Origin of the sequence: Nitrospirillum amazonense, from assembly GCF_007828045.1 — a bacterium.
In the GTDB taxonomy this organism is placed as follows: domain Bacteria; phylum Pseudomonadota; class Alphaproteobacteria; order Azospirillales; family Azospirillaceae; genus Nitrospirillum; species Nitrospirillum amazonense_C.
Window position 1 is genome coordinate 258554 of the sequence record NZ_VITN01000001.1, and the last position, 16456, is coordinate 275009.

Annotated in this window: 12 protein-coding genes; 1 reads left to right on the top strand and 11 read right to left on the bottom strand. The window is 66.0% G+C overall.

What is annotated here, in order from left to right; translation table 11 throughout:
* Window positions 1–35: 35 nt before the first annotated feature.
* From gmd to FBZ89_RS01030, 7 genes are all read right to left on the bottom strand, one after another.
* Window positions 36–1103: a GDP-mannose 4,6-dehydratase gene (gmd, locus tag FBZ89_RS01000; protein ID WP_145748173.1), complete on the bottom strand. Its 1068-nt coding sequence runs from the start codon at window positions 1101–1103 to the stop codon at window positions 36–38.
* A gap of 300 nt (window positions 1104–1403) precedes the next feature.
* Window positions 1404–4907 carry a glycosyltransferase gene (locus FBZ89_RS01005; protein WP_145748174.1) on the bottom strand — a complete coding sequence of 1168 codons (3504 nt, stop codon included), beginning with the start codon at window positions 4905–4907 and terminating at the stop codon, window positions 1404–1406.
* Window positions 4908–5003: 96 nt separating this feature from the next.
* Window positions 5004–5852 carry a DUF4214 domain-containing protein gene (locus FBZ89_RS01010; protein ID WP_145748175.1) on the bottom strand — a complete coding sequence of 283 codons (849 nt, stop codon included), beginning with the start codon at window positions 5850–5852 and terminating at the stop codon, window positions 5004–5006.
* Between the two features lie 200 nt (window positions 5853–6052).
* Window positions 6053–6943 carry a 3-hydroxyisobutyrate dehydrogenase gene (gene mmsB, locus FBZ89_RS01015; RefSeq protein WP_145748176.1) on the bottom strand — a complete coding sequence of 297 codons (891 nt, stop codon included), beginning with the start codon at window positions 6941–6943 and terminating at the stop codon, window positions 6053–6055.
* A 22-nt stretch (window positions 6944–6965) separates the two neighbouring features.
* The gene (locus FBZ89_RS01020) at window positions 6966–8114 is read right to left on the bottom strand and encodes an isobutyryl-CoA dehydrogenase (RefSeq protein ID WP_145748177.1); all 1149 of its coding nucleotides are present in this window, start codon (window positions 8112–8114) and stop codon (window positions 6966–6968) included.
* A 40-nt stretch (window positions 8115–8154) separates the two neighbouring features.
* A complete protein-coding gene (locus FBZ89_RS01025; RefSeq protein WP_145748178.1) occupies window positions 8155–9660 on the bottom strand; it encodes an aldehyde dehydrogenase family protein in 1506 nt (501 codons plus the stop codon).
* Between the two features lie 203 nt (window positions 9661–9863).
* Entirely contained in the window at window positions 9864–10406 is a 543-nt protein-coding gene (locus tag FBZ89_RS01030; RefSeq protein ID WP_145748179.1) for a hypothetical protein, read from the bottom strand.
* A gap of 573 nt (window positions 10407–10979) precedes the next feature.
* On the opposite strand from FBZ89_RS01030, the gene FBZ89_RS01035 reads away from it, so the two are divergent.
* Window positions 10980–11918: an alpha/beta hydrolase family protein gene (locus FBZ89_RS01035; protein ID WP_145748180.1), complete on the top strand. Its 939-nt coding sequence runs from the start codon at window positions 10980–10982 to the stop codon at window positions 11916–11918.
* A gap of 27 nt (window positions 11919–11945) precedes the next feature.
* Here the strand turns inward: FBZ89_RS01035 and rfaD are convergent, their stop codons facing one another.
* The 4 genes from rfaD to FBZ89_RS01055 form a co-directional block, all read right to left on the bottom strand.
* Window positions 11946–12932, bottom strand: a complete 987-nt coding sequence (gene rfaD, locus FBZ89_RS01040; protein WP_145748181.1) for an ADP-glyceromanno-heptose 6-epimerase — start codon at window positions 12930–12932, stop codon at window positions 11946–11948.
* A gap of 117 nt (window positions 12933–13049) precedes the next feature.
* The gene (rfaE1, locus tag FBZ89_RS01045; protein ID WP_145748182.1) at window positions 13050–14519 is read right to left on the bottom strand and encodes a D-glycero-beta-D-manno-heptose-7-phosphate kinase; all 1470 of its coding nucleotides are present in this window, start codon (window positions 14517–14519) and stop codon (window positions 13050–13052) included.
* A 107-nt stretch (window positions 14520–14626) separates the two neighbouring features.
* Window positions 14627–15538, bottom strand: coding sequence for a DMT family transporter (locus FBZ89_RS01050; RefSeq protein WP_211115061.1), 912 nt, complete (start codon window positions 15536–15538; stop codon window positions 14627–14629).
* Window positions 15535–16428 carry a homocysteine S-methyltransferase family protein gene (locus FBZ89_RS01055; RefSeq protein ID WP_145748183.1) on the bottom strand — a complete coding sequence of 298 codons (894 nt, stop codon included), beginning with the start codon at window positions 16426–16428 and terminating at the stop codon, window positions 15535–15537. Before FBZ89_RS01055 ends, FBZ89_RS01050 begins: the two co-directional genes overlap by 4 nt.
* Window positions 16429–16456 lie beyond the last annotated feature (28 nt).

A 16456-nucleotide genomic window follows, 5' to 3' on the forward strand; every position in this document is an offset into this window, starting at 1 on the left:
AAACCAACGCCCCCGGATCGGGGATCACCGGGCGATCAGTCCCGATAACTGTAGCGGACGGGCTCGGTCTTCAGCAATTCGACATCCGACAGCACCATTTCACGGACCAGGTCCTCAAACGGCGTCGTCGCCTTCCAACCCAGCTTCTCAGCCGCTTTCGCGGGATTGCCCAACAACAGATCCACTTCCGTCGGGCGGAAGTAACGCGGATCGATGTCGACCAGAAGCGTGCCATCACGGGCGTCCAGGCCCTTTTCCTCCGTACCGCTGCCCACCCATTCGATGGTGCGGCCGATGTGACTGAAGGCAAGCGTCACGAATTCACGAACAGGATGCGTCTCACCGGTGGCCAGGACATAGTCATCACCCGCCGGTTGCTGCAGCATACGCCACATACCCTCGACATAGTCGCGAGCGTGCCCCCAGTCGCGACGGGCGTCCAGGTTGCCCAGCGAAAGCTTATTCAGCCGGCCGTGTTCGATTGCAGCCACCGCCCGCGTGATCTTGCGGGTAACGAAGGTCTCGCCACGGATCGGGCTCTCATGGTTGAACAGGATCCCGTTCGACGCATGAATGCCGTATGCCTCACGGTAGTTGACGGTGATCCAGTAGCCATACAGCTTGGCCACGGCATAGGGGCTGCGCGGATAGAAGGGCGTCAGCTCAGTTTGCGGCGTCTCCCGCACCATGCCATACAACTCGGACGTGGACGCCTGGTAGAAGCGCGTCTTACCCTCCAGCTTCAGCAGGCGGATGGCTTCAAGCAGGCGCAGGGTACCCGTGCCGTCAGCGTTCGCCGTGTACTCCGGGGTTTCGAAGCTGACCTGGACATGGCTCTGCGCAGCCAAGTTGTAGATTTCATCCGGCTGGATATCCTGGACAAGACGGATGAGGCTGGTGGAGTCCGTCAGGTCGGCATGGTGAAGTTGAAACGCCGGGGTGGCGCCATTTTCTTCTTTGAAAAGGTGATCCACTCGACCGACGTTGAATGATGATGCTCGACGCTTGGTGCCGTGAACATCATAGCCCTTGGCCAGAAGCAATTCGGCCAGATAAGCCCCGTCTTGCCCCGTGACCCCGGTAATTAAAGCAACTTTCCCCAACTACCCCTCCTGAGATTGACTCGCCGGCACGCCAGAAGCAATCCGAGCGACAAAAAAGATGCCCTTGTCAAGGCCTGATTTGATTCAAATGTCATTGTCGACCGTCATCATTCACCATATCAAACCGCAGCACAAAGAGTGAAGGGGAGATTTTGCCATGCAAAAAGAGCGCCCCTCCAGACGCGCCATTATTTATATGTAATCGAGTAAATTATTTATATGTAATCGAGTAAATATTCTGGTTATTATCGATCTGGACTCTCGCCATCGCCACTTATCCCAAATTAAACTCGTATAGAATTATTTGTCGCAGGCTGGTGCCATCAATTGAAGGGAATTCGTCCTGCCACTGACAGCAGCCTCGACCCGCGTGACATCCGGCAGCCGTTCGACCCGGATTGCCGCCACGGAGCAGCGTGTGTCTTCAGTGACGAAGAATCGAATTTCAAAATCGTCGACCTCCTCGTCGACCACGACAAGGCCGCCCAGCTCCAAGGTCCCGGCGGATGCCTCCGCGACTAAGTCCTGGCGAAACAGGGTGCGGGTGCCGGCCGCACCGCAGACGTCCAGATACTCGTCGCCGGTCATTTGCCCAATCCAGCCGGTGACCGTCAGCCGATAGGTACCCATCCGCAACTTCTGATAGGGGCCGAAGAACAGAAAGCCGCGGTTGCCGGTCGTCGAAATGTCGCGCTGGCGACGCGTTCCGCACGTCGTGTTCAGCCGGCGATCACTACCCCAGAAAACATAGTCATCCTGAGACCGCGTAGACCAGTGGACGTTCCGCCCCCCTTCATGGCCCCCATTGTGAATGGCGTCCCAGAGTTGCCGGGCGCCCTCCCGCCAAGTCAGGTATCTCAGCCCTTCAGACCGGGTGTGCTGGCCCGCGTTGTATGACTCCAGCCAATCCCGAAGCGCCAAGGCCAGGACTGTGGCGTCGGTTTCATCAGGGAAATAACTGGCGTGCCCCCCCGCCACCTCGCGGAAAACCGGAATGTCGCGGGCCAGAATGGCCAGGTGATGATGCGCTGCCTCGATCAGGGGCAGACCGAAACCTTCGCCTTCACTGGCGGCGATCAAGCAGGCGCACGCACCGTAAATCGCTTCCAGATACTCGTCGCTCGCCCCCTCCAGCAGGAATAGGCGCTGCCGCAACTGGGGATGACCGCGCAATGCCGCCATCAACTCATGAACCATCCAGCCTTCCTTGCCGACGATCACCAAGTTGGCATCGGTTCCATCCCGCCATAGCTGTTCAAAGCCGGCCAGGACCTGAGCGTGGCCTTTGCGCGGTTCAATCGTACCGACCATCAGAAACGACGGGCGGGAATGCAGTTGCCCGAGAACGGCGTCAGCGTCGTTCGGCAGGCCGCCCGATGGTTCGGATTGGTCGATATCGGCCCCGTTATGATACCAGCCGACGGATAGCGGGCGGCTGCGGACGGGATTCATCGTCTGCAGCCAATCCAGAATATCGTCCGCCACTGCTTTCGATCCACCCACCAGGACATCAAGCTGCACCACTGTCTTCAGCCAGTCCAAGAAAGTGCCGTAGGTGGAGGGTGGAAAGTGATCCGCCAACAATAGCGGCAACAAGTCATAGACGACGGCAGCCGTGCGGACGCCACGGTTGCGCCAATCCCGCAAGGTAAGGGCCTGGGCGGGAAGAAGCACCGGCTGCAGATCCACGGCGACGAAAACGTCGCCTTCCCAGGCCTCAACCGATTCGTCATCCGCCCAATCGCCTGGAATGCCCAGATAACCCGTGGTGTAGCGGCGGGCATAGCGGAAACCCTGCCTGTCGGTGGTGGCATAAACGGGCTCGACCACATAGCCTTCCGGTGGAGAGCGCAGCCATTCGGACAGAATGGCGCGAACAACGCGCTGAATCCCCGTGCGGGCATCACGCTGTACCATTTCCGACACATCGAACAGCAACTGGCGGGGGCGTGGCGCGGGAGGGTGGTTGCGGTTATAGGCTACCGCCACGGCTGCCAAATCCCCTTCCAGGTCCAGGGCCGCCAGATGATGCGGCACCTTGTGATGCGTACGGGCGTAGAACCGCTCCAAAGCCTCCGCGTATCGTTGGGCACCACGGCGCGGATGATGCCGGTTTTGGATGAAACGCCATGCCGCCTCCACCAGGATCCGCCGCCGCGCTCCGCCGATGGACAGATCCACCAAGGCCCCGGCCAACTGCTCCTGGCTGACATCGGCCGGCAGTTGAAGGGTGACCTGGTCATCCAACGCGATCAAGCCGTCCACCGCGTTCACCACCGTCGCCACCCCGGCGCTGAGACAATCCAATATCGCCTCGTTGCCCTTCGCCGACCCGTACGACTGCAGCTGGACGGCGATGTCGGTGGCCACCAGCCAATTTCGGTGCTCGCCCGAGGTGATGCGGCCGGTCATCATAACGTGGGCGCGGCAGGATGCCTGCAGCACCGCCCGCCGCAGGCGGCCGGCGCATTCGTCGGTTTGCGCCCCGACGAAGACGAGGCAGGCCCCCTCTTGCCTCGACAACGGCGAGACCTGCCAGGCAGCCAGCAGACGCAGAGCCAACTCGCCGTCGTCGCCCGCCCCGGCAAACGCGCTGACAACCAGGGCGTCCGGGTCCAGCCCCAGCGCCGCGCGCGCCGTGGAACGCCCGACGGACCGTTCCTGCCACCGCACGGGCGCGATTAGCTCCCAATCCCGGCTGGTCCAGGTGCCATACCAGTGATCTGCCAGAGCCAGACTGCGATGGTCCTGAACAATAACACCCAGGGCGTCCTGCAAGACGGGAAGGTTGGCGGGATACGCGGCGACCGCTCCCATCATCCCTGGGCGGTGACGTTCGGCCACCGCAGGATAGCCATGCGCCAAGGCCAGCGCCCGGGTCCAAGCATGGGGCCGCCGCCGGATGGCTTCGTCCCGTTCCTGGACGCCCGCCAGGAAAAAATCCCGCAGCACAATGGCGCCTGGGAACTCGCGCAGCAAATCCAATATCGGAGCGCAGCCCTCGGTATCCGCCACACTATAGAGGACCCGGTGATACCCGGCCGCTGAGTGGCGGAACTCACCGATTGAGCGTAGGCCACCATGCACGCGGATGTCGTCGCCGTTCAGTACCTGTGGCGCCTTGACGATAACATCGACCTCATACCAGCGGGTCAACTCCCGAATCAGGTCCATATCTTGGCCGGGAAGCTCCTGACTGGGAGGCTGAGGCAGCACGTAGGCGAGGCGGAGTCGTTCCCCGCGAACCTGCTGCCGCATTCGCGGCTGATGAAATCGCTCGAGTCCCGCCCACACCCGCAGGGCGACCAGATCCCAATCGCCCCCGGCATCCAGTTCATCTTGGCCAGCGAGGGTAAACACCCGCTCGTCTTCGAAACCTAGGAAATCAATCGCCATCGACGCTGCGGCGGGCGATTGCGCCAAGACGAGGTCGGCACGACGCAGATCATCTAGTCGGCGCTGCTGCCACCGCTGGGAGACGAGCCCTGGCAGGAAGCTCTCAGACCCCGAATCACGCAGCAGCACCGCCGTCGGCTGGGCATAGAACCGGCCGATGCTGGCCACCGCGTCGCGCACATCATCGTCAAGCAACGAAGGCAACAATACCCAGTCGGGTTCCAGCGAAGCGATGTAGGCCTCGCGCAACAATTCAGCCGCGAGCCCCGACGCCGGCGCGCTCCAGACGGCGACGCGGCAAGACGGGGTCGAATCTAGCCAGGCGCGCAACGGCTCGACAGTTTCGACGAAATGGGCATTTAGGACGACGATGATCTCGTGTTGACCCTGGCTACGCACCAAGCCCATCACCAGTTCCCGCGCATCATGCGCAGCGTCCCCATGCCGGCCGGCCCCTTGGCACACCTGCAAGTCCACGACTAGACGCACTGTCCGTCACTCCTGTCAGCGAACCATCAAGCTGCGCACGCGCCGAACAAGACGCTGCGCGCCACCGGGAAGGTCGGCCATGCTGGCAATGGATGTGGACCCACCACGACAGACCACGGGCTCCAATTGGCCGGCCCTGCCTTGGACCCTTGCCTCGAGAGCACCGAGCCTATCCTCAATAGATCGCTGAAGTTCATCGGCGGTATGCTGGGGGTGAACAAAATTGGGATAGGTCTTTTCGTGGATCTCCTGCCCAACATTATCGACCCTGGCACCCAGTCGCGTGAGCTGTTCCGAGAGTTCGTCGACCGTGGCTTCAATCCTGGCCTCTAAAGCACCGAGCTTGTCCTCAATAGATCGCTGAAGTTCATCGGCGGTTTGCTGGAGGTGAACAAAATTAGGGTAGGTCTTTTCATGGATCTGCTGCCCGACATTATCGACCCTGCTACCCAGCCGCGTGAGCCATCCCGAGAGCTCGTCGAATGTCTGGCGCATCTCGGCAAAGCCGACATCAGTCTGCAGCGCCAATTCGCCCTGCTTCTCGCCAATTTGATGGATCTTCCAATTGAATTGATGAATTTGACGTTCCAGGCGTCCTCCACGCTCCATCTTTCCGCGGAACCCTCGTTCTCGCTTCATTTCGGTCTGCAGCGCCGTCAAGGCGCGGTCAAGTTCTGGCGGCAAGGGCCGCCGAACCGGTTCAGACCGCCAAATTGCCAAAAGGACGACTCGCTTGTCGATGCCGCCGCGCAACATGTCGCGGTATCCGTCCACTTCATGACTATCGGGAAGACGGCCGAGAATATTCTGATACGCTGAATCAATGAACTCTTTATCATGGAACTTCAGGATTTCTTCGACCATCACCTGATCATCCACATCCTAACGAAATTATATTCTAGCTGGCCCCGCGAGGCGGATCAGCCCAAGCTCTTCGTATCGCATGAAGCGAGTCTGTCGCGCCACTCCCCAATCGACAGACTAGGAAAACGGGGTCACATGAAATCGGTGCGGGCGATGGTTCTCCGCACCGATTTCACGCGTCCCAATTGGAATTGGCGTCCTTACCAATGGCCGCCCAGCATCTTCACGATAGCCGAGAAATCCAGGTGCCCGTTGCCGGCGGCGGCGAACAAGGCGTACAAGGCCGCCGCGTTGGCGCCCAAGGGCGTGGCGGCGCCGCTGGAGGCGGCGGCGGCCTGGGCCAGCTTCAGGTCCTTCAGCATCATGTCGACGGCGAAGCCCGGGGCGTAGTCGCGATTGGCGGGCGACGTGGGCACGAGGCCAGGGACGGGGCAGTAGGTCGTCAGCGACCAGCATTGGCCGGAGGAGGTGGAGCTGACGTCGAACAGCTTCTGCCAGTCCAGGCCCAGCTTGTCGGCAAGCGCAAAGGCCTCGGATACGGCGATCATGGAAATGCCCAGGATCATATTGTTGCAGATCTTGGCGGCCTGGCCGGTGCCGGGGCCGCCGGTGTGCACCACCGTCTTGCCCATCTGCGACAGATAGGGCCGCGCCCGCTCCATCGCCTCGTCACTGCCGCCCACCATGAAGGTCAGGGTGCCGGCGGCGGCCCCGCCGGTGCCACCGGAAACGGGGGCATCCACCATGGCGAAGCCACGGGCGGCGGCGGCGGCGGCCACGGCGCGGGCGCTGTCGACATCGATGGTGGAACTGTCGATCAGCAGGGCGGCCGGGGCCGCGGTGTCGAACACGTTGCCGACGTCCTCATAGACGCCGCGCACATGGCGGCCGGCGGGCAGCATGGTCACCACCACCTCGGCCCCCGAGGCCGCGTCACCGACGGAGCCGGCGATGACGCCGCCAGCCTCGGCCAGGGCGGCCAGCGACTGGGGCGCGAGGTCAAAGCCCACGACGGTGTGTCCGGCCTTCAGCAGGTTGCGGGCCATGGGCAGGCCCATGTTGCCCAGGCCGATGAACGCGATGCGGCTCATGATCGTTCCTCTCCCGTAATGATTAGTCTTCGACCCTCGCCAACAGGCGGCGGGCGATGATCAGGCGCATGATCTCATTGGTGCCTTCCAGGATCTGGTGCACCCGGACGTCGCGGACATAGCGTTCCACCGGGTATTCGCGGATGTAGCCGTAGCCGCCGTGAAGCTGCAGCGCCTCGTTGCACACCTGGAAGCCCACGTCGGTGGCGAAGCGCTTGGCCATGGCGCACCAAGTGCTCGCCTCCGGATCGCCGGCGTCCAGGGCCGCCGCCGCGCGGTGCACCATCAGGCGCGCGGCCTCCAGCTCCGTCGCCATGTCGGCCAGGCGGAACTGCAGGGCCTGGAAATCCGCCAGCTTGCGGCCGAAAGCCTCGCGCTCGCCCATGTAGCGGGTGGCGAGGTCCAGGCAGGCCCGCGCCCCACCCAGGGAGCAGGAGGCGATGTTGATGCGGCCGCCGTCCAGGCCCTTCATGGCGATGCCGAAGCCCGCCCCTTCCTCCCCCAGCCGGTTTTCCGCCGGCACGCGGCAATCCTCGAAAATCACCTGGGCGGTGGGCTGGCAATTCCAGCCCATCTTCCTTTCCTTCTTGCCGAAGCTGAGGCCCGGCGTGCCCTTTTCCACCACCAGGGCGGAGATGCCCTTCGGACCCGGCCCGCCGGTACGCACCATGACGACATAGAGGTCCGAAACACCGGCGCCGGAGATGAAGGCTTTGGACCCGTTCAGCACATAGTGATCGCCGTCGCGCACCGCCTTGGTGCGCAGGGCGGCCGCGTCGGAGCCGGAGCCGGGTTCGGTCAGGCAATAGCCGGCCACCCAGTCCATGGTCATGAGACTGGGGACGTACCGCGCCCTAATCGTGTCGTTACCGAAACGATCGATCATCCATGCCGCCATGTTATGGATGGACAGGAAGGCCGAGGTGGCGACGCAGCCGGCCGACAGCTCCTCGAACAACAATGCCGCGTCCAGGCGGGTGAGGCCGGAGCCACCATGCTCCTCCCCGCAATATAGCCCGCCCATGCCCAGGGCCGCGGCGGCGCGCAGGGCATCAAGCGGGAAGATTTCCTTCTCATCCCACTCGGCGGCGTGGGGCGCCAGATGCTCGCCGGCGAAGTCCCGCGCCATGTCCCGGAACGCCCGCTGTTCCTCCGTCAAACCGAAGTCCATGGCCCTATCCTCCCTGTTCTTATTCTGAGGCGACCCGGCGTCAGGCCATGTTCAACATGATGGTCTTCTTGTGGGTGAAGTGTTCCAGCATGGCCTCCAACGTCGCTTCCTTGCCCAGGCCGGAGGACTTCACCCCGCCGTAGGACAGGTTGGGCTGCACCACCAGGTTCTGGTTCACCTGCACCAGGCCGGCCTGCAGGCGCTGGGTGGCGTCCAGCGCCGTCTTCAGGTCACGGGTCCAGATGGTCGCGGCCAGGCCGAATTCGCTGTCGTTGGCCTGGGCGATCACGTCCTCATAGTCCGTGAAACGGATGACGCAGGTGACCGGCCCGAAAATCTCTTCCCGCGCCAGCCGGCTGTCGTTGGTCATGCCGGTGAAGATGACGGGGCGGACGTACAGGCCCTGGGCCAGAGCGGCGTCCGTGGGCAGGGCGGAGCATTCATGCGCGGTGGCGCCGGGAGTGCGCTTGCCCTCGGCGATGTAGCCCTGGACGCGGTCGAACTGCTGCGGCGAGACGATGGTGCCGATGTCCGTCTTCTCATCCAGCGGGTCGCCCATGACCATGGCGTCCACCTTGGCCTTCAGCGCCGTGACGAAGGCGTCGTGCAGGCTGTCGTGCACGAAGATGCGGCTGGCGGCGGTGCAGCTCTGCCCCTGGCGGGTGAAGCGCATGCCGGTGATGGCGCCGGCCACCGCCTGGTTCAGGTCGGCGTCGCCCATGACGATCATGGGGCTTTTGCCGCCCAGTTCAAGGGTGACAGGGATCAGCTTGTCGGCTGCCGTGCGGCTGACGATGCGGCCGGTCTCGACGGAGCCGGTGAAGGTGACCTTGGCCACCTTGGGATGGGCCACCAGCGGCGCGCCGCATTCGGGGCCGAAGCCGGACAGGATGTTCAGCACACCGGTCGGCAACACCTGGGCCATGATCTGACAGGCGCGCAACACGGCGAAGGGCGCCTCTTCCGCCGACTTCACCACCACGGTGTTGCCCGCCACCAGCGCCGGCGCGATCTTCAGCGCCATCAGCATCATGGGCACGTTCCATGGGATGATGGCGCCCACCACGCCCAGGGGCTCACGCACCGTCAGAGTCAGCATCTGGGGATTGAAGGGCACCGTCTCGCCCTTCAGCTCACCACCCAAGCCGCCGAAGAAAGTGAAGGCATCGGCCAGCACGCCAGCCTCGACCCGGCTTTCGGTGCGCAGGGCCTTGCCCGTCTCCAGCGCCACCAGGCGGGCCAGTTCCTCCGTATGCGCGGTCAGCAGGCGGCCGCATTCCGCCACCAGCCGCCCGCGCTCGCGCGCCGGCAGGGCCTTCCACGGCCCGCCGGCCTCTACCGCCGCCGCCACGGCGGCATCCACGTCGGCAGCCTCGCCATAGCCGGCGCGGCCCATGACCTCACCCTTCGCGGGGTTTATGACGTCGAAGGTCTTGCCGGAGGCCGAGGCCACCAGGCGCCCGCCGATCAGGTGTTTACCCGACAGCTCGGCCGCCAGGGCATGGGGATCCAACAGCGGGGCGAGGAAGGCGGCGGTGGTGCTCATGGGGGTTCACTCCTGTTTATTCTGTATCGCGGTTCCGGCTGGGCCCCGGGAGGCGCGCTTTGCTGGGGACATGGCATGGCCCCGCGCAGATCGCCATTATCCGGGCGGAGAGCCTGGCGACATAGGTGGCAAGTACGCGAAACGGCTGTGCAAGAATGCGCAGATGTGATGCCCCGGCCCTGGGGAAAAGACGCACACGGGCCTCAGTCTATCACCAGGCTGGCGCCCCCGACGCTGGGGTCGGAGCCGGGCTTGGGTGGCCGTCGGGAGATCAAGGTCACGGTATCGGCCAGCGGTGATTCCCCCGCCGCGGTCGCCAGCGCGGGCAGGCGGCTGGTGATGTCCAGCACCACGTCACGGTGGCCGCCGTCATCCTCCGCCGGCTGGCTGGCCATATAGGTGTAAAGGCCCAGGCGGCGGGGCTCATCCGCCGCATCCACCGGCGCGGCTTCCAGCGTGCCGGCGAAGACCATCACCGGCGTGCCCGTCGGCGCACGCCGGCGCACGTCATGGATGACCAGTTGCACCCGATGGCCCTGCGCCACAGCCGCCACGGCATCGACCCAGCGCGCCGGGCCGCTCAAGGGCAACGACCGGGGTGCCGCATCCAGGACCCAAGTCTGGCCCACCGTCCGGTGCTCCTCGCCTTTTTCCACCGCCCAGGTGCCGAGGACCACGGCGACACCCAGCATTATCAATCCCGCGACCGGCACCCGCGTCATGACCCGTTCCTTGATGCTACCCATCCTTAAACGTCCGGTTGGTCCCATGAATACGCCTATTTGGCGGGAAACCAGCGTCTTTGCTGAACATGGCCGATCAGCGGGGCCGGGCGCGCTACGGGAGTAGCGGCGGGGACGCGGTCATGTAACGCCATTAAAATTTGTTACCGCTAACAAAAGTCGCTTGACGACGCGAATGGATATAAATATTATTTATCCCAAGCGAACGGTCCTAGGGGGCCGATCGACCAAGATGGGGACGAAACACCCGAAGACGCGGCATCGCCCCCTTGGGCGTGCGGCGGGTTGGCCCGACGGCCACCGCTTCCCGTTCCCCCATCTCCGAGTTTCGCCGGCCCCGTCGGCACATCGCATCTGGCAAGTCCTGCAGAGGCCCGCTCATGGTCCGGCAGGGGTTACCCGATGGCCCTGTGAGAACCCTCCCGTTCCCAGGGTCTTATCTCCCCAAGCCGGGGCGCGCGTCGCCCCGGCTTCTTTTTTGTCCCAAACTCCGGACCGGCGCGAAGTTCCTGATTCCCTGAGCGAATGTCATGCGCCAGGATGCGGGCAAGGAAAACCTGGGGGACTTCGACAATCATGCGTAGGCATCCGCTTGCCACCGCCGCCCTGGCCGTGGCCTTTTGCACGCTGTCCGTTGCGGCGGGGACCGCGAGCGCCAAGACCCCAGCCGGCGACATCAACCTGGCGGCCCAGACCATCCCGGCCGCCATCGGCACCGATCCCGCCCCCGATTCCCAGCATCCCGCCCGCATGGCGGTGCTGCACATCCCCACCGGCGGCCGCACGGGCCATCCGGTGGAGATCAACGGCGTCGCCTACCTGGCGGCCGGCGCCGGGGCCCACCCCACCCTGCTGTTGCTGCATGGCCTGCCCGGCAACGAGAAGAACCTGGATCTGGCCCAGGCGGTGCGCCGCGCCGGCTGGAACGTGGTGACCATGAACTACCGCGGATCCTGGGGCAGCCCTGGCAGCTTCCGCTTCGCCAACAACCCGGAGGATGCGGCGGCGGCCCTGGCCTATCTGCGCGATCCGGCCCACGCCCAGGACCTGGGCATCGACACCGGGCGCCTGGTCATCGCCGGGCACAGTATGGGGGCCTGGGCGGCGGCCCATGCCGCAGCCAAGGACGGCAAGGTGGCCGGCCTGATCCTGATTTCCATGGGCGACATCGGCGTCGTCGCCCACCTGCCTCATGACAAGCTGGTGGCGCTGGCCGCCGACAACCGGGAATCGCTGGCGGGCGTCACGCCGGAAAGCATGGCCAAGGAAATGGAAAGCCATGCCGATGCCTTCGCCACCGCCCCGCTGACCGCCCGCCTCACCGGCACGCCCCTGCTGGCCCTGACGTCGGACGACGGGCTGGCCAGCCACACCGACGCCCTGGTGGCCGGCATCCGCGCCCACGGCGGCACCCGGATCAGCACCGCCCACGCCGCGACCGACCATGGCTGGTCCGACCACCGCATCGCGCTGGAGGCGGCGGTGATCAACTGGTTGCAGACGCTGGGGAACTAGGAAACCAGGGGCCGGGCGCCGGAATCCTCACACATAAGGATCCGCCGTCCCCATGTGGTCCTGGACGTAGCGGCGAATGCCTTCCCCCAGTTCGGTGAAGGGGCGGTCGTAGCCGGCGGCGCGCAGGCGCCCCATGTCCGCCTGGGTGTAATACTGGTACTTGCCCTTCAGGGTGTCGGGCATGGGGATGTAGTCGATGCGCGGCGGCAGGCCTGCGGCGGCGAACAGGGCATGCGCCAAGTCGTTCCAGCTGCGCGCCTTGCCGGTGCCCAGGTTGAACAGGCCGCTGACGCCCGGGTTGTCATAGAGCCACAGCATGACGTCGACGGTATCGCCCACCCAGACAAAGTCGCGCAGCTGGCCGCCGTCGGCATAGTCCGGCCGGTCGGACGCGAACAGCCGCGCCGGCTCCCCGCCCATGATCTGGGGATAGAGCTTGGCGGGGACGGAGCGCATGCCGCCCTTGTGGTACTCGTTGGGGCCATAGACGTTGAAGAACTTCAGGCCCACATGCTGCGGCGGCGTGGGGGCCCGCTGGTCGATCGCGGCGCGCACGCGGCGATCCAGCAAGTGCTTGGACCAGCCATAGGGGTTCAGCGGGCGCAGCCGCGCCAGCGCCCCGGCCGAGGAATCGTCGTCAAAGCCCTGGGCGCCGTCGCCATAGGTGGCGGCGGACGAGGCGTAGATCAGGCGCACGCCCGTGGCGGCGCACCACGACCACAGGTCCAGCGTCAGGCGGAAGTTGTTCTCCACCACCCGGTCGGCGTCGGTCTCCGTGGTGGCCGAGATGGCGCCCATGTGAAAGATGACCTTCACCGCGTCGCCATGGCGGTCCAGGAATTCCGGCAGCTGTTCCGGCGTCACCAGGTCATGCAGGTTGCGTTTGGCGATGTTGCGCCACTTGTCCCCCTGGCGCAGCCGATCGACCACGACGATGGGGCCCAGGCCCCGCTGCTCCAGGCCGGCCACCAGATTGGACCCGATGAAGCCGGCGCCGCCGGTCACGATGATCATAAGCTGCTGCTTCTCGTGAAAATCCCATGCCCGCCCCTGATGGGAGCGGGCATGGGCCTTGATAGGGGACGGCGCCGCCCAGGACAAGCGTCCCACCGACAGGTCAGGGGGGCGGCGTCAACCGGTCACGCGGATGCGCTTGGCGATGCCGGTGGTGCTTTGGTTGGGCACCAGCTCCACCAGGGCCACCCGGCCGCCGTGGGCCTGGACCACATCGGCGCCCACCACCTGGTCGATGGTGTAGTCGGCGCCCTTGATCAGCACATCGGGCATCACCTCGGTGATCAGCGCCAGGGGCGTGTCGTCCTCGAACAGGGCGACGGCGTCGACCGAGCCGAAAGCCGCCAGCACGATGGCGCGCGACCGCTCATCCTGGATGGGCCGCTCCGGCCCCTTCAGGCGGCGCACCGACGCGTCGGAGTTGAGGCCGACGATCAGGCGGTCGCAGGTGGCGCGCGCGGCAGCCAGCAGCTGGACGTGGCCGGGATGGATCAGGTCGAAGCAGCCGTTGGTGAACCCCACCTTCAGGCCCCGGCGGCGCCAGCGGGCGATCTGCTCGCGCAGTTCCGCCCCGCCCAGCACCTTGGACAGGTTCTGGCGGTCGTCCTGTTCGGCCAGGGCGTGCAGCAGTTCCGCCGGGCTGACCACGGCCGTGCCCACCTTGGCCACCACCAGGCCGGCGGCGACGTTGGCCAGCTCCACCGCCTCGGCGATGTCGGCCCCCGTCGCCAGGGCGGTGGCGATGACCGACACCACGGTATCGCCGGCGCCGGAAACGTCGAAGACCTCCTTGGCCTCCGCCTGGACATTCAGGGAGGTGCCGTCGCCCCGGACCAAGGTCATGCCCTCCTCACTGCGGGTGACCAGCATGCCTTCGATGCCATGGTCGCGCATCAGGGTGCCGGCGGCGGCCACGATCTCTTCCGTCGTGCGCGGGCTGTGGCCCACGGCCATGGCCAGCTCCGCCCGGTTGGGCGTGACCAGCGTGGCGCCGCGATAGATGGAATAATCGGCGCTCTTGGGGTCGATGATCACCGGCTTGCCGGCCTCGCGCGCCAGGGCGATCAATTCCTTCAGCACCGGCGGCGTGAACACCCCCTTGCCGTAGTCGGACAGGATGACGACATCGACACCAGAGAGATGCGCGGCCATGGCCGTCACCAGGCCGCGATGCGTATCCTCTGCCACCGCCTCCTCACTGTCCCAGTCGGAGCGCAGCAGGTGGTGGCCGTCGGCCACAAAACGCGTCTTTTCCGAGGTGCGTCGCCGACCGTCCACCTGCAGGATGGAGGTGACTTGGGCGTCGGCCGCGACCAGCTGGGCCACGCGCACGCCAGCGGCATCGCCGCCGAGGACGCCGCCGAACACCACGTGGCCGCCCAGCGCCGTGATGTTGCGCACCACGTTGCCGGCACCGCCCAGCATGACATCCTCATGCGCATTGCGCAGCACGGGCACCGGCGCCTCGGGCGAGATGCGCCCGACCTTGCCGCGCACGAAGCGGTCCAGCATCACGTCGCCGATGACCATGACCCGGCCCCCCGCCAGGCCTTCCACCGTGGAACTCAAACCGACGAACCGGCTCATGGCTTCCCCATCCCCCAATCAAACAACAGGCCCCAGATCAAACAACAGGCCATGATCCGCGCAGCTTAGCACACCGCCCGTGGCGGAGGGCAACCGGCCGCGCCCCCTCACCCGCGGCGGGTCAGGCCCACACCGCCCAGGGCCAAGGCGAAGCCGGCCAGCTGCAGCGGTGTCAGTGTTTCATGGAACAGGAAGAAGGCCTCCAACGCCGCCAGCGGCGGGACCAGCAATAGCAGCGCCGTGGCGCGCGTGGCCTCGCCATGGCGCACCATCCACACCAGCAGGGAGATGCCGATGACCGAAGGGCCCAGGACAGCCCAGGCCAGCGCCGTCCACAACACCGGGTGCGGATCCCAATGCGGCGTGCCCACGGCCAAGAACAGCAGGCAGACCACGCAGAGCGCGCCCAAGTTCTGCAGCGCGCCGGCCGGGCGCAGGTCGTCACCGGCCACGGAGGATTTCTGCAGCAGGGTGCCAATGGTGATGGACAGGACGCTGAGCACGGCCAGGGCGGCACCCAGGGGCGGCAGGCCACCCGACCCCGCCCCAGCCGTCGCGTGCAGGACCAGCCTGGGCGCCAGCACGCAGGCGACCCCAGCGAAACCGATGCCCAGGCCCGCCCAGGCGCGTGGGCTGAGCCGCTGGCGGAACACCAGGGTGGTGATCAGCACGGTGAACAGGGGCTGCAAGGCGCCCATCAGGGCCATGATGCCGGCCGCCAGCCCCTGGGCGATGGCCCAGTAGGAAAAGCCGATATAGACGCCCTGCATCAAGGCGCCGGCCACCAGATGCAGGCCGGCCGCCCGGCCGTGGGGCCAGGAAACGCCCGCCGCCAGCGTGGCGCCAGCGAAGAGGACAGCCGTCAGGCCGAAGCGCGCCACCAGGAACAGCTGCACATCGGCATAGGGCAACACAGCCCGCCCCACCAGGAAGCCGGTGGACCAGATCAGGATGAACAGCCAGGGGGCGGCCCATCCCAGCAGGCGGGCCCGAAGGGCGATGGATGCACCACCCCTCACGGCAGGGCGGCCGCCAGGGCCCGGATATGGTCGGGTCCAATGCCGCAGCAGCCCCCGACGATGGCGGCGCCGGCATCCACCCAGCGCCGCGCCCAGTCCAGATAGGTGGCGGGTGTGAGGTCGGCACGCAGCTCATCCAGGCCGTCGTTGGCGGTGGCATCCTTGGGCTGCGGGGGGAAGGCGTTGGCGTACACCCCCAGGGGCAGCGGCGTGCCGGCGGCGGCGGTCCGCGCCGCGGCCAGGGCCGGCCCCATGACCTCGGGCTGGCTGCAATTGAACAGCAGGGCGGCGGCCCCCAGGGCCAGCGCCGCCTCGATGGCCTGGGCCACCGTCTCACCTCCGCGCAGGCGGGGATGGGTGGCCGCGTCGGCCGCCTCATCCTCCAGCGTGAACGACAGCCACAGCGGCTTGGGGTCGGCTCCCAAAGCCGCGCGCACGGCCCGCACCTCCGCCACCGCGCTTTGGGTTTCCGCCAGCCAAAGATCGACATGGGGCGCCAGCCCCTGCACCAGCGGGACCAGCAGATCCGCCGCGCGGGCGGCATCGAACAGGTCGGCGCGGTAGGAGCCGAACAGCGGCGGCAGGGATCCGGCGACGCGGGCGCCGGCCTTGGCGCCCGCCGCCTGCCGGGCCAACCGCCCGGCCAGAGAGGCCAGGGCCCCGCCTTGCGCGGCGAACCTCTCCTCCCCGATATGGAAGGGCACCAGGGCGTAGCTGTTGCTGGTGATGATGTCAGCGCCGGCATCCAGGAAGGCGTCGTGGGCCCGGCGCACATAACCGGGCGCCTCGATCAGCGCCAGGGCCGACCATTCCGGCTGGCGGAAGGGTGCCCCCATGCGCTGCAATTCCCGTCCCATGCCACCGTCCAACAGGATCGTGCGCCGTCCCATCTTATCCTCCCCCGTTCAACCCTGTCCC

Coding starts and splice junctions, on each gene's coding strand:
- FBZ89_RS01005 (WP_145748174.1), bottom strand. CDS start 4,907: ATGGGCTTGGTGCGTAGCCAGGGTCAACACGAGATCATCGTCGTCCTA.
- FBZ89_RS01010 (WP_145748175.1), bottom strand. CDS start 5,852: ATGGTCGAAGAAATCCTGAAGTTCCATGATAAAGAGTTCATTGATTCA.
- mmsB (WP_145748176.1), bottom strand. CDS start 6,943: ATGAGCCGCATCGCGTTCATCGGCCTGGGCAACATGGGCCTGCCCATG.
- FBZ89_RS01020 (WP_145748177.1), bottom strand. CDS start 8,114: ATGGACTTCGGTTTGACGGAGGAACAGCGGGCGTTCCGGGACATGGCG.
- FBZ89_RS01025 (WP_145748178.1), bottom strand. CDS start 9,660: ATGAGCACCACCGCCGCCTTCCTCGCCCCGCTGTTGGATCCCCATGCC.
- FBZ89_RS01030 (WP_145748179.1), bottom strand. CDS start 10,406: ATGGGTAGCATCAAGGAACGGGTCATGACGCGGGTGCCGGTCGCGGGA.
- FBZ89_RS01035 (WP_145748180.1), top strand. CDS start 10,980: ATGCGTAGGCATCCGCTTGCCACCGCCGCCCTGGCCGTGGCCTTTTGC.
- rfaD (WP_145748181.1), bottom strand. CDS start 12,932: ATGATCATCGTGACCGGCGGCGCCGGCTTCATCGGGTCCAATCTGGTG.
- rfaE1 (WP_145748182.1), bottom strand. CDS start 14,519: ATGAGCCGGTTCGTCGGTTTGAGTTCCACGGTGGAAGGCCTGGCGGGG.
- FBZ89_RS01055 (WP_145748183.1), bottom strand. CDS start 16,428: ATGGGACGGCGCACGATCCTGTTGGACGGTGGCATGGGACGGGAATTG.